This is a genomic window from Hymenobacter defluvii (assembly GCF_017589435.1).
Classification (GTDB): domain Bacteria; phylum Bacteroidota; class Bacteroidia; order Cytophagales; family Hymenobacteraceae; genus Hymenobacter; species Hymenobacter profundi.
The window spans coordinates 186780-206489 of the sequence record NZ_JAGETX010000006.1 but is presented as its reverse complement, the minus strand read 5'-3'; the positions used below and the strand labels follow the sequence as shown (position 1 = coordinate 206489).

15 protein-coding genes and 1 other RNA gene are annotated in these 19710 nt (G+C 55.6%); 9 read left to right on the top strand and 7 right to left on the bottom strand.

Translation table 11 applies throughout. The annotated features are described in order from the left end of the window. Positions 1-56: 56 nt before the first annotated feature. The 5 genes from J4D97_RS12780 to radC form a co-directional block, all read right to left on the bottom strand. Positions 57-347, bottom strand: a complete 291-nt coding sequence (locus J4D97_RS12780) for a cell division protein ZapA (RefSeq protein WP_185282561.1) — start codon at positions 345-347, stop codon at positions 57-59. A gap of 37 nt (positions 348-384) precedes the next feature. Next, on the bottom strand, positions 385-681 hold the full coding sequence (locus tag J4D97_RS12775) for a hypothetical protein (protein ID WP_185282560.1): 297 nt from the start codon (positions 679-681) through the stop codon (positions 385-387). A gap of 261 nt (positions 682-942) precedes the next feature. Further along, on the bottom strand, positions 943-3465 hold the full coding sequence (gene pheT / locus J4D97_RS12770) for a phenylalanine--tRNA ligase subunit beta (protein ID WP_208307900.1): 2523 nt from the start codon (positions 3463-3465) through the stop codon (positions 943-945). 355 nt (positions 3466-3820) lie between these two features. Beyond that, entirely contained in the window at positions 3821-4438 is a 618-nt protein-coding gene (locus tag J4D97_RS12765) for a DUF1684 domain-containing protein (RefSeq protein WP_208307899.1), read from the bottom strand. A gap of 81 nt (positions 4439-4519) precedes the next feature. Beyond that, positions 4520-5263, bottom strand: coding sequence for a RadC family protein (gene radC, locus J4D97_RS12760; protein ID WP_208307898.1), 744 nt, complete (start codon positions 5261-5263; stop codon positions 4520-4522). 136 nt (positions 5264-5399) lie between these two features. On the opposite strand from radC, the gene J4D97_RS12755 reads away from it, so the two are divergent. The 5 genes from J4D97_RS12755 (at position 5400) to J4D97_RS12735 (ending at position 9628) form a co-directional block, all read left to right on the top strand. After that, complete coding sequence (locus J4D97_RS12755) at positions 5400-6626, top strand: metallophosphoesterase (protein ID WP_208307897.1); 1227 nt, start codon at positions 5400-5402, stop codon at positions 6624-6626. Positions 6627-6729: 103 nt separating this feature from the next. Further along, positions 6730-7377, top strand: a complete 648-nt coding sequence (locus J4D97_RS12750; RefSeq protein ID WP_208307896.1) for a hypothetical protein — start codon at positions 6730-6732, stop codon at positions 7375-7377. Positions 7378-7493: 116 nt separating this feature from the next. Beyond that, the gene (locus J4D97_RS12745) at positions 7494-8171 is read left to right on the top strand and encodes a carboxypeptidase-like regulatory domain-containing protein (protein ID WP_208307895.1); all 678 of its coding nucleotides are present in this window, start codon (positions 7494-7496) and stop codon (positions 8169-8171) included. Positions 8172-8320: 149 nt separating this feature from the next. Further along, positions 8321-9223, top strand: a complete 903-nt coding sequence (gene uvsE, locus J4D97_RS12740) for a UV DNA damage repair endonuclease UvsE (protein ID WP_185282550.1) — start codon at positions 8321-8323, stop codon at positions 9221-9223. 27 nt (positions 9224-9250) lie between these two features. Next, a complete protein-coding gene (locus J4D97_RS12735) occupies positions 9251-9628 on the top strand; it encodes a hypothetical protein (RefSeq protein ID WP_185282549.1) in 378 nt (125 codons plus the stop codon). Positions 9629-10283: 655 nt separating this feature from the next. Here the strand turns inward: J4D97_RS12735 and J4D97_RS12730 are convergent. Continuing rightward, a complete protein-coding gene (locus J4D97_RS12730) occupies positions 10284-10874 on the bottom strand; it encodes a hypothetical protein (RefSeq protein WP_208307894.1) in 591 nt (196 codons plus the stop codon). 234 nt (positions 10875-11108) lie between these two features. Next, positions 11109-11480, bottom strand: a transfer-messenger RNA (tmRNA) gene (ssrA, locus tag J4D97_RS12725). A 233-nt stretch (positions 11481-11713) separates the two neighbouring features. Between ssrA and dnaX the strand changes: the two genes are divergently transcribed. From dnaX to J4D97_RS12705, 4 genes are all read left to right on the top strand, one after another. Beyond that, entirely contained in the window at positions 11714-13912 is a 2199-nt protein-coding gene (dnaX, locus tag J4D97_RS12720; RefSeq protein ID WP_208307893.1) for a DNA polymerase III subunit gamma/tau, read from the top strand. Between the two features lie 338 nt (positions 13913-14250). After that, the gene (locus J4D97_RS12715) at positions 14251-17214 is read left to right on the top strand and encodes a M16 family metallopeptidase (RefSeq protein WP_208307892.1); all 2964 of its coding nucleotides are present in this window, start codon (positions 14251-14253) and stop codon (positions 17212-17214) included. Positions 17215-17366: 152 nt separating this feature from the next. After that, the gene (icd, locus tag J4D97_RS12710; protein WP_208307891.1) at positions 17367-18632 is read left to right on the top strand and encodes an NADP-dependent isocitrate dehydrogenase; all 1266 of its coding nucleotides are present in this window, start codon (positions 17367-17369) and stop codon (positions 18630-18632) included. 316 nt (positions 18633-18948) lie between these two features. Further along, positions 18949-19479, top strand: coding sequence for an REP-associated tyrosine transposase (locus J4D97_RS12705; protein WP_208307890.1), 531 nt, complete (start codon positions 18949-18951; stop codon positions 19477-19479). Positions 19480-19710 lie beyond the last annotated feature (231 nt).

Below are 19710 nucleotides of genomic sequence, written 5' to 3'. Positions count from 1 at the left end.
CGCACGGCCGATTGCCACGGGGGTAGGGTAAGCGTGAAACCGAAGCCGGGCTACGATTAGCCCAGCACCAGCGACGAAAGCAGCTCGTCCAAGCGCGCCAAGCGCTCGGTAAGGGCTGCATCGGTGCCGTCCTTCTCCTTGCCGACCTTCAGACGGTCGACCATTGTGGTTAGGGCAATCATGGCCAACAGGTCTTGCTTGTCCTGGATGCCGTACTGGTCGCGGAACTCCTTAAGCTTTTCATTCAGCAGCTTACCGGCCATGCGCAGGCGCTCCTCATCGGGGGCGGCAACGCGCATGGGATATTCCCGTTCAGCAATACGAATTTTTATGGCTAAGTCGCTCATGCGAGCAGTGCGTTTTTAGGTGGATGGGGATAGGTCGTTACTCCTTCAAATAGGCAAGGCACTTATCTATTTCGCGGATGTATTCGTTGAGGCGCAGTTTCAGCTCGTTGACGTGGGCAGGTTTCTCTGCTACGGTATTGACAAGTTTAGCGATATTCTCCCGGTTCTGGAAATCCTTGAGCTGCCGGTCCCGGTCGCGCACATCGGCGCGCAGCTGCTCAATGGTGGTTTGGGCATCGCTCAATTCCTCCCGCACCTGCTGATAGGCAGCCACTAAGCTGTTCACTTGCCGCTCCAGGCGGTCGAGTTGGGCTAGTTGCTGGGAGGAAGCCATTTTTCAGTTTTAGATTAGTTGTCTACAATTTCTGAAAGAATAAAACTAGAACGTCATGCTCCATCTGGCGTCCGCTTGTCGAAGCATCTCTACCGCTTTGTTGCTACCCGTTGAGGTTACTAACGGTAGAGATGCTTCGATAAGCGGACGCTAGATGGAACATGACAATACTATCCATTCGTCAGCACGCGAGATTTCTCATCTCTGCTTGATGCGCAGAATGTTCAAAATGACATTCAGACTTCCCCCAAAAACCAATCCTTACTTCCGAATCAGGGCGCCGGCCTGCTTCTCGAATTGCTGGATGAGGCGCTGCATCACCTGGTCGATGGCTTGGTCGGTGAGGGTTTGGGTAGGGTCTTGCAGGGCGAAGCTCACGGAGTAGGACTTCTTGCCTGCTCCCAGGTTCTCGCCCTCGTATACGTCGAACACGTTCAGACTGTGCAGAAGTTTCTTCTCGGTGCGGCGCGCAATCTGCTGCAACTGATCGAACGTCACGGTCTTGTCTACCACCAGCGACAAGTCGCGGCGCACCTCCGGGAACTTGAGCAGCTCGCGGGCCACCAGCGTGTTCTTGTACTTGCGCACCAGCCAGTCCCAGTCCAACTCGGCGTACCACACCGGTTGGTTCACGTCGAGCTGCTTGAGCACGCCCGGCGACACGGCCCCCAGGTGCACCACCGGCTGGTTCTGCACCAGCAAGGTAAGCCCACCCGCGAGGTAGGGATGCTGCACCGGCTGGCTGGCATAGTTGCTGAAGCCCAGCGAGGCCAACACCTGTTGCACTGCCCCGGCCAGGTCGTGGAAGGTAGTTTTCTCTGCCTTGTGCTGCCAGGTTTCGGAAGAGGCGTTGCCGGTGAGCAGCAGCACCAGCTTGTTCTGCTCCTGGTGCTTGCCCGTCTCGGGCTTCTGCGAGTAGGCTTTACCGAATTCGTAAAGCTTCAGGTCTTTCTGACGACGGTTGAGGTTGTAGCGCACCACTTCCAGGGCCGAGTGCAGCACCGTGGGACGCATGATGTCGAGGTCGGCGCTGTTGTAGTTGTGCACGCGCACCAGCGTGGCGTCCTGGTCACCCTTCTGCTCGAAGTAAGCTGAGTTGGTGAGCGAGTTGGTGATAATCTCCGAATAGCCCTGCCCGCTGAGCAGCCGCGCCGTGTTCTGGCGCAATACTTCTGGATCTGGGTTCGGGAACTTGGCGAGGTAGGAAGCCGAGTTGAAGGGACGTAGCGCCACGTTGTTGTAGCCGTAGATGCGCAGAATTTCCTCAATCACATCGGCCTCCCGGGTCACGTCTACCTTGTGCGGCGGAATTTTCAGGTGCCATTCCGTTGCGGATTGGTCGTTGGCTGCTGGCTGAGTGGAAAGGAGCGTCAGATGCTCGGCCAGGTCCTGCCCTATTGCATTACCTGGTGATGGTTGCTCCTGAATTTCAATATCCAAATCCGTCAGTGTCTGACGGATGCGGTCTTCGCCTATCTCCTGCCCTACCAGTTTAGTTACGCGGGGTAGGCGCAGGCGCACCTCCGTAGGCTGAATGGGGGTAGGATATTCGTCGACCACCGGCGCGGCAATGCGCGCCCCGGCCACTTCCTGCAACAGCAGCGCCGCCCGCTTGAGGGCTACCGGCACCATATCGGGGTCGGTACCGCGCTCGAAGCGGAAGGAAGCGTCAGTTTTGAGCTGGTGGGTCTGGCTAGTTTTGCGCACCACGGCCGGCGCGAAATAGGCGCTTTCCAGGAACACGCGGGTAGTGGCGTTGCTCACACCCGAGGTCTTGCCCCCGAACACACCGGCCAGCGCCAGGGGCGCGCCGTTGGCATCGGCAATAACCAAGTCGGCGGCCTGTAGGGTGCGCTCCGTGCCGTCCAGCGTTACGAACTTCTCGCCAGCTTCAGCCCGCTTCACTCGAATCTGGTTGCCCGTAATCTGGTCGGCATCAAAAGCGTGCAGGGGGTTACCCAGCTCGTGCAGCACGAAGTTGGTCACGTCTACCACGTTGTTGATAGGCGACAGGCCAATGCTGCGCAACCGGCGCTGCAACCACTCCGGCGACGGCCCTACCTGCACATTATCCAGTAGCAAGCCGGCGTAGCGTGGGCAGGCAACTTCGTCTTCGATCTTAACGCTGATAGAAGATTCAGCTAACCATTCAGGCGTTGTATCATTTGGCACCTGAAACTCGCTTACGTCGGGCAGGTAGCAGGGCTGGCGTAGTAAGGCGCGCAGCTCGCGGGCCACGCCGTAGTGCGAGGCCGCGTCGGCGCGGTTGGGCGTCAAGCCAATTTCAAATACCGAATCGGAACCCAATCCGAAGTACTCAGCGGCCGGCGTGCCATTGGGCAAGTCGGTATCGAGCACCATAATACCAGCGTGCGACTCACCCAGCCCAATTTCATCCTCAGCGCAAATCATGCCTTCAGAAGCCGCCCCGCGAATCTTGGACTTCTTGATTTTGAACGGCTCACCGCTGCTAGGATGCAGCATAGCACCTTCCAGTGCCACCACCACTTTTTGGCCGGCTGCCACGTTGGGCGCACCGCATACAATCTGGCGCGGGGTGGCATCGCCTACGTCCACGGTGGTCAGGCTGAGCTTATCGGCATCGGGGTGTTTTTCGCGGGTGAGCACGGTGCCCAGCACCACGCCGCGCAGGCCACCGGGCACGCTTTCCAACTCCTCAATGCCTTCCACTTCCAACCCGGAGCCGGTCAGCAGCTTCCCGATTTCCTCGGCCGATTGGGTGGTAGGGATGAGCGTACGGAGCCAGTCGTATGATATTTTCATGGGGTCATTTGCTAGTTGTTCGTTGTCAGGTAATAGTTGTTAGTTATCCGTTTTGAGTGACGCGAATACACATCATTTGGCAACCAACAACCAGCATCCGACAACTGATGCTGCCCGCAAAGGTAGGGATTTGGCAGGCTGCCCGAAACGCAGCCTGCCCTAGCTTTTTGCTTGTTTATCGGAACCTATCTACAGCACCGAAGTTCTTTCGTCCAAAACCCGTCTGTCATCCTGAGCGGAGCGGAGGATCTTCTCACAGCAGAACGACGGACGTAACAACGACTCGCTTTAACGTGACAAGGTCCTTCGCTCCACTCAGGATGACAGACGGGTTTCAGGTGTATGTTCCCTACCCCTACTCGTGAAACGCCTTTTCGCCGGCTGGGATTTCTACATTCAGCCTATTCTCAGCGGGTGGTAGGGGGCACACGAAGCTGTTGTTGTAGGCGCAGTAGGGATTGTAGGCATGGTTGAAATCGAGTGTGATTTCGGTGTCGTCGGGGGCGGGTACGGCGGCGTCGAGGTAGCGGCCGCCGCCGTAGCTACCCAGGCCGTTGGTGCGGTCGGCAAAGGGAATGAACAGCGTGGTATCAGGGCCAAAGGCCCGACGATAGAGCGTCAACTTATATTCCTGCTTATTCAGAATAAAAGTGGCTTGACCCCAGCGCAGGTAGGTTTCGGGTTGCGCGCCGGTGGTAGTCATGCGCGCCGTGTCGCGCTTGGTAAACCCCTGGTACTGCGCATCGAGGCGGTAGGCGCGGTCGGGCTCGTAGTAGGGTAGAGCTTTGAACGTATCGCGCTGGGCCTGGCTGAGCGGTGAGCCGCTAACGCGCCGGAACGAGTCGTCCTTTTCCTGGCGTTTCTTCTTTACGCCGATGATGTACTGGCTGTCGCTCAGCACCAAGTCTTGCAGAAAGTAGCCCACAATCAGCAGCAGGCCCAGACCAATAAAGAATTTCGGGTTGATTTTCACAGGGGCAAAGGTAGGGCACTTCTGTTTGCCCTTCTGCTCTTTGGGTATCCTGCTGAGTGTAAATGCAAATAGATTTTGAGATTACAGCATCCCTTCATCCGCGAAGCTGTAATACCCTAAATCCGTGTAAATCAGATGGTCCAAAATGGGCAGATCCAGGAACTGGCCAGCTTCTTTGAGCTTGCGGGTGAGGGCAATATCGGCGGCGCTGGGGTTGCGGTTGCCGCTGGGGTGGTTGTGTACCAGGATGATGCTGCTAGCCAGTTGCTCCAGGGCGTGCTTGAAAATAAGTTTGGGGTCGGCCACGGTGCCGGCCACGCCGCCGGTGCTCACGGGCTGCTTGCGCATCACCACGTTGGCGCGATTCAGTAAAACCACCCAAAACTCTTCATGCGGCAAGTCTTGTAAGTTGGGCCGGATGGTGTTGTAGATGTCGGTGGAGCAGGTGATAACCGTGCGCTGGCTGGCGGTGGCTTCCTTGCGGCGTCTACCCAGCTCCAAGGCCGCCACAATGGTAATGGCCTTGGCCTCGCCGATGCCCTTGTGGCGCATGAGTTCCTTCACCGAGAGCTTCGCTAGTGCATTCAAATCATTCTCCACGGCTTGTAAAATCAGTTTGGCTACGTCTACCGCCGAAAGCTTGGCCGTGCCCGAGCCCAGCAAAATGGCCATCAGCTCGGCGTCGGAGAGGGCAGCACGGCCTTTGGCCAGCAGCTTTTCGCGGGGGCGGTCTTCCTCGGCCCAACTCTTGATGCTGAAGGAGGTAGGCGCCGAGTACGTATGAGTAGGAAGCTGCTCGTCGGCTAAACTATTTACCGGATTCATTGTACACCTGTGTGAAATTACATGTCTCCGGTAAGCAAACATAGTACCGGCCAGCATACAGTAAAATCTCCGTTCTTTCGTCTACCCTCACGCGGCCGTTTGGTGGCTGTTTTCTTCTTCCCTCCTTCGTTTTTGCATGTCTCGTTTTTTGTCGTTACCAGTTCTGTTTTTCTTTCTCTTAGTTGAATGGTACGGCCTGCAAGCCGTGCGCACCGCCATCCAACCCGACACATCTGGCGGCCGGCGGCTGACTGCGGTGGTGTATGTGGTGGTGACGCTGCTGGTCTGGGGGCTGGGCATTTGGGCTATCAGCACGCGCCGCACCGCACAGCCGCATTACAAAGTCTACTTCTTAGGCCTGTTGCTGGGACTAATTGCGGCCAAGCTTGTGATTGCCTTACCCCTACTGCTGGAAGACGTGGTGCGGGGCGGGCGCTTCGTGGCGCGGCAGTTTAGCGGCAGCTCAGCGGGCGGTGAGCCTATTTCGCGCAGTGCGTTTCTGAGCCGGGCGGCACTATTGCTGGGTGCCGTGCCTTTGGTGGCGCTGGTCTGGGGCATCGTCCGCGGTGGCACCGACTACCAGGTGAAGCGTCGGGTGCTGCGCTTCCCCAATTTGCCGGCTTCGTTCGACGGCTTCAAAATCCTGCAAATCTCGGACCTGCACACGGGTTCATTCACCTCCAAAGAGCCGTTGCAGCGTGCCGTAAAGATTATCAATGACCAACAGGCCGACCTCATCTTCATGACCGGCGACTTGGTAAACAACGTGGCGACGGAGGTAGAAGAGCACATTGAGACGCTGGCGGGCATTCGCTCAAAGCGGCCTATTTATTCCATCCTCGGCAACCACGATTACGGGGACTATGTGCAGTGGGAATCGTTAGAGGCTAAACGCGCTAACCTGGAACGCCTGATGCAGAACCACGCCAAAATTGGGTGGGAACTGCTGATGGACGAAAACCGTGTGGTAGAGCACAATGGCGAGAAAATCGCCATTCTCGGCGTGCAAAACTGGGGAACCAAGTTCGTGCAGCACGGCAATCTGGCCAAAGCGCACGCTGGCTCCGGCGATGCGCCGTTCAAAATCCTGCTCACCCACGACCCTACCCACTGGGATGCGCAAGTGCATGAGTACCAAGACATCGACCTGACGCTCTCAGGCCACACGCACGGCGCGCAATTCGGCGTGAACCTGCCGCACCTGAAGTGGAGCCCCGTGCAGTATGTATACAAGCAGTGGGCCGGCCTGTACAAACGAGGTAAGCAGCACCTGTACGTAAATGTGGGCCTAGGCTTTCTGGGCTACCCTGGACGGGTAGGATTTTTACCCGAAATCACGGTGCTGGAATTGCGCCGCGCGTAGGTCCGGTAAAAGTCAGTGGAGCAAGCAAAAACAACCTCCTGCCCTTAGATGCGTATATGCCGCACATTCCATTTTTGCTCTCTCCTCTTCATACTGACTTATCATGAAAAAGACTTTTTTGCTGCTCAGCTGCGCTGCTGCGCTGACCATGGCTTCCTGCTCGGACAACAAAACCGAAACCGCCACCACCACGGATACCATGGATACTGCCGCGTCTACCACCGACGCGAATGATGCTACCTACCGCTCGCAGGCCGATGCTACCGCTCAGCGCATGGCTACCGACCTGAACGTGACGGACACAGCCGTGGTATCGAAAGCCCGCGACGCGTACTACAACCGCGCCCGCAAGCTGGCCGATGTGCGCAACCAGTACACCAACGACACCACCGGTCTGGGTGCTGCTAAGCGTGCCGCCTACCTGGAGTCGAACGAGGAATTCCACGATTTCCTGACTCCTGAGCAGTACACGGCCTACACCAGCAACCCCGGCCGCTACTACGAGGAGGTGGATATCGTGACCGTGACGCCTGCTGCGGCACCCCTCACGCCCGGCCAGAAGATTGAGCGCGCTGCCGCTGGCGTAGCGCCCGGTACCAAAGTAGAAGGTCCCGATGGTAGCAAGATTGAGGTTGATAAAGACGGCGACATCAAAATCAAAGATGCCCAGGGCAACAAAGCCAAGAAAGCCGGCGACGATGGCACCGTGAAGCTGAAGCCTGAAGACGGCGACAAAGTAAAGATCAAGTAGCCTCGTTTCTCTCGTATACAAAAGCCCGCCCGTGCAACGGAGCGGGCTTTTTTCGGCTCAATCCGTAAACCACAGGCAATAGTGCCAAAAGTCTGCGTTAGCTTTGTTTTGTGAGTATGCTACCTTTTCCACGTCTTGCGCAACTACAGGTGGTGCGGTTGCTAGGGCTTCTGCTCCTGTTGTGGCTGTGGTCGGCCGGCGCCGCGCAGGCCCAAGTACGCGTGACAGGTACCGTATCGGACGCCGAAACGCGCAAGCCCGTGCCGCGGGTTACGGTGCTACTCCAAGGCAAAGGCCAGGGCGTTATTGCTTCTGACCAGGGCGATTTCAACCTGACCGCCACCGCCCGTGATACCTTAGTGTTTCAGGCCCTGGGCTACAAAACCCAACGCTTGGTGGTAGGCAACAGTGGCTTGTCGCAAATTATTCTGCAAATCAAGCTGCAACCGGCCAGTATTGAGCTGCAAAGCGTGGAGGTGCGCCAGGGCCGCCCCTCCGATGCCGTGATTAACCGGGCCCTACGCAACATGAAGCGCCCTACCCCACCCGATAATGCCGTAAAGCGTCCGGCCCCGCCCAAGCCCCTGTTCCCCGTCGATAGTACGGCGCCAAAGTCAGCCACGGAATCGGCCTCGATACAAAATCCAGTGAGCCTGCTCTACGAGCAGTTCTCGCGCGAAGGCAAACAGCGCCAGAAGATGGAGGAAATTCAGGCGCAGGAAAGGCTTCAAAAAGCTCTTAAAGCCCGACGAGAGTATAACAAATACTTTTTGGATAATCGGGGTTACGAATAGCCTTTTTACAGTGCTTTGACGCTTTTTTTAGTAGCCTAACTCCGTATCTTGCTGTAATAGCAAATTCATAGTCAATACAATATAAATTTACACATACTACGTATAACCTTTTCTACAACTTCGTCCTGTGGTAATCGTACGATTGTAGTATGAGAATAGGGTATCCTTGCGTCAATGAATCGCTTGATTGTTCCTCTGCATCTACGTTTCGATTGGCATCTTACTCAGATGAACGCGTAGAGCAGACCGTGGCCAACAATTTGGCTTGCTTGCAGCGCATTCTGACGTATAACGTAGAAAACGACCTGCTCTTTTTCCGGATTGGGTCGAATATCGTTCCGTTTGGTTCGCACGCTATCAATACCTACCCGTGGCAAACCCGATTTGCAGCGGAGTTCCGAGCCATTGGCGACTACATCCGGCAGCACCAAATGCGCGTGTCGTTACACCCCGATCAGTTTGTGGTGCTGAACTCGCCCGACGCAGGCATTGTAGAGCGCAGTATTGCCGAGCTGGTTTACCAGGGCTCTATGTTGGATTTGATGGGCATGGACACCACTGCCAAGCTGCAAATCCATGTAGGAGGCCTCTACAACAACCGCGAGTTGGCTCTCAATCGGTTTGAGGACACGTACCGGACCCTACCCGAACAGGTGCGTAACCGGGTGGTTATCGAAAACGACGACCGCCTCTTCAGCCTGCGCGACTGCCTACGCCTGCACGAGGCCGTGGGCGTCCCCATTCTGTTCGATACTTTCCACCACGAATGCCTGAACCACGGTGAGCCGATGGCGGAGGCCCTGCGCCTAGCCGCCTCTACCTGGCACCCCATCCGCGACGGCGTAATTATGCTGGACTATAGTTCGCAGCAGCCCGGTGAACGCAAAGGCAAACACACCTCCACGTTGGTCGATGCCCTGTTCCACGACTTGCTACCGCACTTGCACGGCCTTGATGCGGATATCATGCTGGAAATAAAAGATAAAGAATCTAGTGCCCTACGTGCGGCAACTATTCTACGACAAGCGGGTCTACTACAAACCGCTTCCTAACTCTCTGCTCCCTCACCTTATTTCGCTATGGCAAACCTTCCCTCCGCTCATTCGGGCGATATCCTTCTCACCCATACTATACAGGCTCTGCTGCAAGGTCCTACCGGTATCCCCATTAGCACGTCGCTCACCCACGTTGACCAGTGGTATCAGCTTCTGATTGATAGTGGTATACCTGCTTTTCAGGACATTGCCCGCGAGTTGGGCAACCTGCAATCGTTGATCAGCGCGGAGCAAGATATTTTTGATGGTAAATCCATCGGCCGGTCGCTCAGCATGCTAGGCGCCCAAACCATTCAGGCCGCCGATAACGTGGATGATACGCTGAAGGCCGATTTGAGCAAGCTCGGCGACCTGCTAATTAAGTTTGGCGGCGATTTGGAAAACCATGCCTTGCTAGCATAAGAAGCAGACGCTTACCAGCAAGCCCGTTTCCATCTCGTGGGAACGGGCTTTTTTCTGCCAATAGCTTATTGTATGCCCCTTTTTGTTGGTACTATTCTCGTAGAAATGGATTACGAATATATTACGAAATTTTTGAACTACTTCAACATCAACCACATGCGACGATGAAACATAATTATATTAGGTTTTGCAAAATTATAACAGGAGTAGTATATTTCCAGAACCTTTAAACGTCTTGGCCTTGTGTTTAGGACGTTCTGCTCTCTCGCCTTATCTATCCCGCCCATGTACACACCAGCAAAAGAACTCGAGCTCACTTGGTATGAGAAGCTATTCATGTATGGCGCGTTAAGCTGGGCTAGCGTAGCGGGCTATTGTATCGTACATGTACTATCCTAGTTCAGCAGTCACTGCTTGCTTAAGGTAGGATACTGTTTTGCACGAGCGCAAGGCAGAAACCCACGTGCTACATGGGGTTTCTGCTTCGCGCTCGTAGTTTTCCGGCAAACGCTGCTAGAACTTAGTGCGCCGTTACCAAACTAGGGGTAGAAGAAATAAATAATACGCAGAAAAGCCCGTTTCCGTACCGGAGACGGGCTTTTCTATGGGGTCACGGATAAAGGTTTGGACCTGATCAAAGCCACAGGTGACTAAGCTAGGGTGTCTGCTCTGTGGCTAAGAAATCACGAACTGCTTGTTCAGTAATAAGATAACTGGCTCCGTTGCGACGGGCTTTGTCATTATTAGATCCAGAGTATTGAGAACAAATTTGTCCACTAAATACAAGTTCCCGCGCTTCTTCCTCCGTGCTGCTTAGCCGATCGGCTAACTTTCGCTCCATAGGACGATTGACGCCTATACGGTACACCCTACCCAGTTTGCGTTCCTCTACCAGGGCTTCCATCAATACGTCGAAGTGTGCTCTATTCTCTGCTAAGCGCTGGGTCAAATTCTTGGCTTCAGCCACTGAGTCATCAGACGGGAAAGGCAGAGAAATTACTTTATTCGTTTCTACCATATCCCCTTCACCTAATACAAGCCAATCCATCCGCACCTGCGGTAAGGCAGCCCCTATTTTTTGTAGGACTACTACAGATGGAACACTCTGCCGGCTACCTAAGATTAATCTTAAACTCTGATAGCTTATATCCGCAGCCTTCGCAAAGGCTGATTTATTGCCTTTATGATAACACTGCACTAACTCAGCAATTCGCTGATTCACAGATTTTCGTTCCTTCTCATTCATAACTCTGTATCTACTTCTTCGTCATTTTGCACAAAATAACAGATACAAATTTGGATTATTCCAGTGAATACACCAACATATGCGCCAATATGAATGATAAATTAATACTTTGTCGCTTCCTTAAAGCTGTTATTCCCTTCTAGCCTTCATGTACTGTGTAAAACCTGAAAGCAGCGTCTCTTGCTGTACCCACAGAAAGCAAAAAGCCCGTTTCCATACCGAAAACGGGCTTTTCTGTGGAGTCGCAGGGATTCGAACCCTGGTCCAGACAAGGAAGGCGTCGGGCTTTCTACGTGTGTATCTATGCTTGGATTGTCAGGGTAGCCCGGGCGCACATCAGGCCTTTAGTCTACCCGTAGATGCAGTTAGGTTTCGCCGCGTGGTCACACCTCCCACGTGGCTATCTTTTACTTACGACGCCCCGAACTCACCCGTGTAAAAGAAAACGGATGCGGGACGATGGCATTACTTAGTACCTAGACTAGGCAGCCATGGCGTAGGAATACTCGCCAGTTATTGTTCGGACGACTTTTTAACGGGAGATTCATCCAACTCCCGACACGCTTACTCGCGACTTGCACAAGCTGTCAATTCCATGTCGACCCCAGATTAGAAAGAACGGTACCCGCCGTAAGAGGCGGGGCGTAAATGTACGCGGATTAGTTAGAAAACGTTGCAGCAGGGCTAATTTGTTCCCGTTTGTCATTCCGAGCGCAGCGAGGAATCTGCGTGAGACGCTACTATCTTCTGCCTCAGATTCATCGCTGCGTTCAGAACTACAAACACCGCTGCTGACTTCCGAAGCCCACCTTTTTGGGGTATCTTTGTAGGATAGCACTATGGAGAATTTCGTTGTTTCGGCCCGGAAGTACCGTCCGGCCACGTTTCGGAGCGTGGTGGGGCAGCAGCACGTAACTACTACCCTGCAAAACGCCATTGCCTCGCAGCATTTAGCGCAGGCCTTCCTGTTTTGCGGGCCGCGAGGGGTAGGCAAAACCACCTGCGCCCGCATCCTGGCCAAGACCATCAACTGCGAGTTTGTGGAAGAGCACGTCCGTAAGGGCCGCTCGGTGGCGGAACTGGTGGCGGCAGGCCGGCAGGACATCATCCCCGACTCGGTGCTCAACTCTCCTACCCCCGACGCGCCCACCGAGCTGGAAGCCTGCGGCAAGTGCTCGTCGTGCCGGGCGTTTCAGGAAAACGCTTCCTTTAACGTGCACGAGCTGGACGCGGCATCTAACAACTCGGTTGAGGATATTCGTTCTTTGGTAGAGCAGGTGCGCTACGCTCCGCAGCAGGGCCGCTTCAAGGTGTACATCATCGACGAGGTGCACATGCTCTCGAATGCGGCGTTCAACGCGTTTCTGAAGACGTTGGAGGAGCCGCCGGGCTATGCCATTTTCATTCTGGCTACCACCGAGCGCCACAAGATTATCCCTACCATCCTGTCGCGCTGCCAGATCTTCGACTTCAACCGGATTCGGGTTGACGACATTCGGGGACATTTGCGCTACGTGGCCACTCAGGAGAAAATCAAGGCCGAGGACGATGCTCTGCATCTGCTGGCGCAGAAGGCCGACGGCGGCCTACGCGACGCCTTGAGCATGTTCGATCAGATGGTGACCTTCGCCGGGGACGACCTGAGCTACAAGGATGTGGTGCAAAACCTGCACATTCTCGATTATGAATACTATTTCCGGCTAGTGGATGCGCTGTTGAGCGAAAACCTGTCGCAGACCTTGCTCTTGCTGGATGAGGTGATGCAGAACGGTTTCGACCTGCACAACTTTGTGGTGGGTGCCGCCGAGCACCTGCGTGGCCTGCTAGTGTGCAAAGACCCCGTGACGGTGCAGCTGCTGGAAGTATCGGAGGGCATTCGGCAGAAGTACGTGCAGCAGGCGCAGGCTGCGCCGCTGGCCTTCCTGCTATCGGCCCTGAACCTAGTGAGCCAGTGTGACCGGGAGTTCAAGCAGGCCAAAAACCAGCGTTTGCACGTGGAGCTGACGCTCATGAAGCTGGCCTACCTCAACGGTGCCGTGCAGTTTGCCCGCGACCTGAGCAGCCCCGCCGCCAACGGCGAGGCGAAAAAAAAAAGTAGCCCCGTAGCCCCGCCTACCCCTGCGGCGGCAGCTGATAACCAGTTGGTGGCCGATGGTACTGCTGAGGCACCGGCTGCCTATGCCGTAGCCGCGCCGCCTACCACTGCACCAGCGCCGCCCGCGACCCGTCCTCTACCCTCACCTACCCCAGTAGCGGTCAGTGTTCCGGCCGCGCCTGCTGCGCCAGCACCAGCAGTAAGCGCGCTCCCTACCCCCCCCCCCCTGCAACACGCCCCCGCCGACCCGCAGCCTATTGTGCCGGTGGAAAGCGGCGTGGAAGAACTGCACGACACGCCCAGCATAGAGGACGAGACAGCCGACTTACCCAACCCTACCCAGCAATTCCGCGACACGCAGCCGCATGTGGAGGTAGGGCGCCCCAGCTTCGAGGGGCACGAGCCGGCACCTGGTTTGCCGCTGCCTCCGGTTACGCGCCCCAGCGGCCCAATCCATTCGAAGGTGCCTAGCCTGCCGAGCTTATCGGCCCTGAAAGCGAAGGTAGCCCAACAGGCCAGCACTGTGAAAGCGACTCCTACCCTCGACGTGGAGCCTACCTCTGTGGACGGCCTACCGCCGATAGACGAAGAAGTATTGCACCGCGTGTGGAATGAGCTGAAGGAGGAGCGAAAGGCTCAGGAACGGATGAGCGAGTACATGGTGCTCAACCGCCCAGTGCAGGCCAACGAGCGCCACGTGATAGAGTTGATTGTCGACAACCCAGTGCAGGTGGACCAGTTCAACGAGTTTCGGGCGGAGCTGCTCACAGAGCTGCGGCGGCGCACGGGCTACCCCCGTCTCACGGTGCAGGTAAGCGTAGCTCCACAGGCCCAAACGGCCCGCAAGCTCTACACGTCGTCGGATAAGTTTGAGTACCTGGCCGAGAAGTTTCCGATGCTGCATGAGATGAAGCAGCGCTTGGGATTGGATACGGATTTCTGATCACGGATTCGCTCGGATGTTGAGGATTGGTTGGATTTTGTAGACGATTGCGGCTTGGCTGTCATCCTGAGCCTGCGAAGGACCTTATCACGGTAGAACTACAGGCATTATAACGACTCGTTCAACTGGCAGAAGGTCCTTCGTAAGCTCAGGATAACAAACGGAGAAGGTACATCCACAAAATCCGACTAATCCGGTAAATCCGAGCGAATCCGTGGTCCTATACACAAAATTTCGCACTTCGCGGGTGCGACGGGGTATTTCGGGGACGGTCGGGCTTTTTATTCCAAAAGAGGCCCCCTATCTTTGATTTCTTAAGTCCTCCGCACCGCCTTCCTGTGAAAAAACCCCTTCTACTAGTACTTCCGGCCCTGGCTACCCTGGGTTTCACCCAATGCCAGTCCAGCAAACCGGCCGCTACTGCTCCCGCCACCGAAGCCCCCGTTACCGCCGCGAAGCAGAAAGAGTACAAGTACGAAACGGTGGAAGGCGACCCGCTGAAAGCCCGTATCTACACGCTGGATAACGGCCTGACGGTCTACCTCTCTGACTACGACGACGCGCCGCGCATCCAGACGTACCTGGCTGTGCGCGCCGGCTCCAAAAATGACCCGCACAACGCTACCGGCCTGGCGCACTACCTAGAGCACATGGTGTTCAAGGGCACTTCCAAACTGGGTACGCAAAACTGGCAGGCTGAGAAGCCGGAACTGGATAAAATTGAAGGGCTGTACGAGCAGTACCGCGCCACCCGCGACGCGGCGCAGCGCAAGAAGCTCTACCACCAGATCGACTCTGTTTCGAGTGTAGCGGCCAAGCTGGCCGTGGCAAACGAGTATGACAAGGTGATGGGTGCCATCGGCTCGAAAGGCTCTAATGCCTACACTTCGGTGGAGCAGACGGTGTATCAGGAGGATATTCCGAGCAACCAGATCGAGAAGTGGGCGGCCATCCAGAGCGAGCGACTGAAGGAGATGGTGCCGCGCCTGTTCCACACGGAACTGGAAGCGGTGTACGAGGAGAAAAACCGCACCCTCGACAACGATTTTTCCAAGGAATATCAGGCGCTGAACGCTGGCCTCTACCAGAAGCACGAGTACGGCACGCAGACCACCATCGGCACGATTGAGCACCTGCAAAATCCGTCGATTACAGAGATTAAGAAGTATTTCGGGCAGTACTATGTGCCCAACAACGTGGCGCTGGCCCTGAGCGGCGACCTGGATTACGACCAGACCATTCGTTTGATTGACCAGTACTTTGGGCAGATGGAGCGCAAGCCAGTGCCCGCCTTTGAGCCGGCCAAGGAAGCACCCATCACTACCCCGCTAGTGAAGGAAGTGGTAGGGCCTTCGGCTGAAAACGTGATGCTGGGTTTCCGCTTTCCCGGTACTACCACCGACGACGCGCTGGTGCTGCGCATGATCGACAAGATCCTGACCAACGGTCAGGCCGGCCTCATCGACCTCGACCTGAATCAGCAGCAGAAAGTATTGCAGGCGGCATCGTTCACGGATTTGAACGATGATTATTCCTCGCACATCATGTACGCTACCCCGCGCCAGGGCCAAACACTGGACCAAGTGAAGGCGCTGCTGCTAGGCGAGCTGGACAAGGTAAAGAAGGGCGACTTCCCGGAGTGGCTGATTCCGGCCATCATCAACAACGAGGAGCTGCAACGCACCAAGAGCTACGAGGACAACGAAGCCCGCGCGGGTGCTTTTGTAGCGGCGTTCATTGCCCGCCAAGACTGGAAAGACTACCTCAAGCAGTTCGACGACTTCGCCAAGATCAAGAAGGAAGATGTGGTGCGCGTGGCTAATCAGTATTACCAGAACAATTACGTGGTGGTATACAAGCGCACCGGCCAGGATAAAACCACCGAGAAGGTAGTGAAGCCGGCCATTACGCCGGTGCCCGTGAACCGCGACGCTGCTTCCGACTTCTACAAGCAGGTGACAGCCATGCAGTCGCCGGAATTGCAGCCGGTGTTTGTAGATTACAAGAAGGATATTCAGGAAGTGAAGCTTAGCTCGGGCGTGCCGGTGTTCTACACCCGCAACGCTGAGAATAACCTGTTCAATCTCTACTACGTGCTCGACATGGGCACCAACGCCGACCCGCGTCTGGGCCTGGCTACCGACTACCTCCAGTACCTCGGCACCGATAAGTACACCGCAGCGCAGTTGCAGCAGGAGTTCTACAAGCTGGGATGCTCGTTCTCTGTCAGCAGCGGGCAGGACCGTACGTTCGTGAGTCTCTCCGGCCTCGACAGCAACATGGAGCCCGCTTTGCAGCTATTCGAAAGCCTATTGCGTGCCCCCAAGGCCGACGCGGAGGCCCTGAAAAACATGGTGGCCGGCACCTTGAAAGCCCGCCAGGATGCCAAGCTGAACAAGAATGTGATTCTGCAACAGGCCATGGTGAATTACGCCAAGTACGGTCCCAAGAATCCGTTTACGACCCAGCTGAGCGAAAAGGAGCTAAAGGCGCTGAAGCCGCAGGACCTCATCAGCCGCATTCAGCAGCTCATGGGCTACCAGCACCGGGTATTGTACTACGGTCCCCAGCCTACCGATAAGGTAGTGGCTGTGTTGAACGCTGACCACAAAACGCCCCCTACCCTCAAGCCCGTACCGGCCGACAAGGACTTTACCGAGCAGCCCATGAACCAGCGCCAGGTATACTGGGTGGACTACAACATGGTGCAGGCCGAAATTCTGTTCCTAACCAAGGGCGACGCCTACGATAAAGCGCTGGTGCCCACGGTGAGCCTGTACAACGAGTATTTCGGTGGGTCGATGGGGAGCATTGTGTTCCAGGAGCTGCGCGAGAGCAAGGCGCTGGCGTACTCAGCCTCGTCGCGCTACGCGAGTGCCGATAAGCTGGGCCGCTCCAACTACATCACCTCCTACATCGGCACGCAGAGCGACAAGCTGCCCGAGGCTATGGCTGGCATGGCGGGTTTGCTGAACGATATGCCCGCGGCGGAAGCAAACCTAACAATTGCCAAGAACGCCATTCGCAACAGCATCGCCACGGAGCGCATCACGAAGTCGAATATCCTGATGAGCTACGAGCGCGCCAAGCGCCTCGGTCTCGACTACGACGTGCGCCGCGACGTGTATGAGAAAACGTACAACATGAGTTTTGACGACTTGAAGAAGTTTCAGGAGGCTAAAGTCAAAGGCCAGAACCAAACCATTCTCGTTATCGGCTCCAAAGACCGTTTGAATTTCAAGGAGCTTGCTAAATACGGCAAGGTTCAACAACTTACCCTGAAAGAGATTTTTGGGTATTAACCCTGTCATCCTGAGTGGAGCGAAGCGATATAACGTGTATCGTGCAGCAACCGCGCTACCGTGAGAAGGTCCTTCGCTCCACTCAGGATGACAGTCATTTTACCAATCGTAACACTTTATAGACCGTCACCTAACAACTGACACTTTTCACAATGGCAGAACAAAAAATTACCATCCAGAACGGCAAATTGAATGTGCCGGACCAGCCCATCATCCCATTCATTGAGGGCGACGGTACGGGTCCCGATATCTGGGCGGCATCCGTAAAAGTATTCGACGCAGCAGTGGAGAAAGCCTATGGCGGCTCCAAGAAACTGGTGTGGAAAGAGGTTCTGGCCGGTGAGAAAGCATTCAAGCAAGTAAACAACTGGCTGCCCAACGAAACGCTGGACGCTTTCCGCGAGTACCTGGTAGGCATCAAAGGTCCCCTGACTACCCCCGTAGGCGGTGGCATTCGCTCGCTGAACGTGGCCTTACGCCAGGAACTGGACCTGTACGCTTGCGTGCGTCCCGTACGCTGGTTTGAGGGTGTACCCTCGCCCGTGAAGCAGCCCAACCTGACCGACATGGTGATTTTCCGCGAAAACACGGAAGACATCTACGCCGGCATCGAGTACATGAACGGCACGCCCCAGGCTCAGAAAATGCTGGAATTCCTGCAAGACGAGATGGGCGTGAAGAAAATCCGCTTCCCCGAGTCGTCTTCGTTCGGCATCAAGCCAGTATCGAAAGAGGGCACGGAGCGTTTGGTGCGCGCTGCCATCGAGTACGCCATCACGCACAAGAAGCCGTCGGTGACCATCGTGCACAAGGGTAATATCATGAAGTTCACCGAGGGTGCCTTCAAAACCTGGGGCTACGAGCTGGCCGAGCGCGAGTTTGGCGACAAAGTATATACCTGGGCACAGTACGACAAAGTACTGGCCAAGCAGGGTCAGGAAGTAGCCGACGCGCAGCAGAAAGCTGCTCTGGAAAGCGGTAAGATTCTAATTAAGGACAGCATCGCCGATGCGTTCTTGCAGCAGATTCTACTCCGCCCGGCTGAGTACTCGGTAGTGGCTACCCTGAACCTGAACGGCGACTACATCTCCGACGCGCTGGCCGCCATTGTGGGTGGTATCGGTATTGCGCCGGGCGCCAACATCAACTACACTACCGGCAACGCCATCTTCGAGGCTACCCACGGCACCGCGCCTAAGTATGCCAACCTCGACAAGGTGAACCCCGGCTCGGTTATCCTCTCGGGTGCCATGATGCTGGAGTACATGGGCTGGCAAGAAGCCGCCGACCTGATCTACAGCGGTCTGGAAGCTGCCATCGCCTCCAAGCGCGTTACCTACGACTTCGAGCGTCTCATGGACGGTGCTACCCTGCTGAAGTGCAGCGAGTTCGGTGACGAAATTATCAACCGGATGTAGTAGCTTGGCAGTAGCCAATTAGTAAGAACCCCCGCGTTGGCTGAGAGGCCGGCGCGGGGGTTTGTTTGCATCTGGCATAGTAATTCGTACCTCCGCACTCGCTCGGCTATGCCGAGTGAGGACTACGTTTGAGGGGCTCTGCCCCGAATCCGGCTGCGCCGCCTAAACAATACTATCTAACGACCGCAACAGCGCGTAGCAGAGCTGCTTGAGCATAGGGCTTACTCGGCGCAGCCGAGCGAGTGCGGGGTGTAGAAATGTTGTGAGTTAGCACGTTACAAGTTATGTTAGCCTCAATATATTATTCTGAATTCTTGTGTCAGAACTTCGTAAAACGCACCCCGGAGGGCTATTCTTTTTGACGTTGACTGTAGTAGGCTGGGTAGATGTATTTATTCGCCCGCAGTACACAGACATTGTCCTTAATAGCCTACGATATTGCCAGCAGCGTAAGGGGTTGGAATTATACGCCTACGTCATCATGAGCAGTCATATTCACTTGATTGCTGCCCGCACTGACGGAAGCCTTAGTGACGTATTACGCGACTTAAAAGCACATACAGTCAGACAGTTACTCAGAGCCATTGCTGAGAACGAGCAGGAAAGCCGCCGAGAATGGATGATGCGTCTGTTCGCGTACTATGCCCAGCCACAGCGCCAGAATGAACAGTATATGTTCTGGCAGAAAACCACTTTCCCTATTCCTCTCTGGACACCAGCTGTGGTACGTCAGAAGATGGATTATATTCATAGTAATCCGGTAGCGGCCGGCTTAGTTACAGCACCAGAACACTACTCACTGAGCAGTGCCTGCTATTTCAGCCCTCTTCAAACACTACCTCTATAAATACGTTTTATCTCTACACACGCCGCACTCGCTCGGCTGTGCCGAGTGAGTTCTACGCTTGAGGGGCTTTGCCCCGAATCCGTATGTACCGTATGGGCAAGGCCGCGCTAACGTCAGGCAGACGCGCGCAGCAGAGCTGCTTGGGCGTAGTCGTCACTCGGCATAGCCGAGCGACTGCGACGAGGGGTAGTGGCTAACGGCCGTTCAACGAAGCGGTAGAGATGCTTCGGC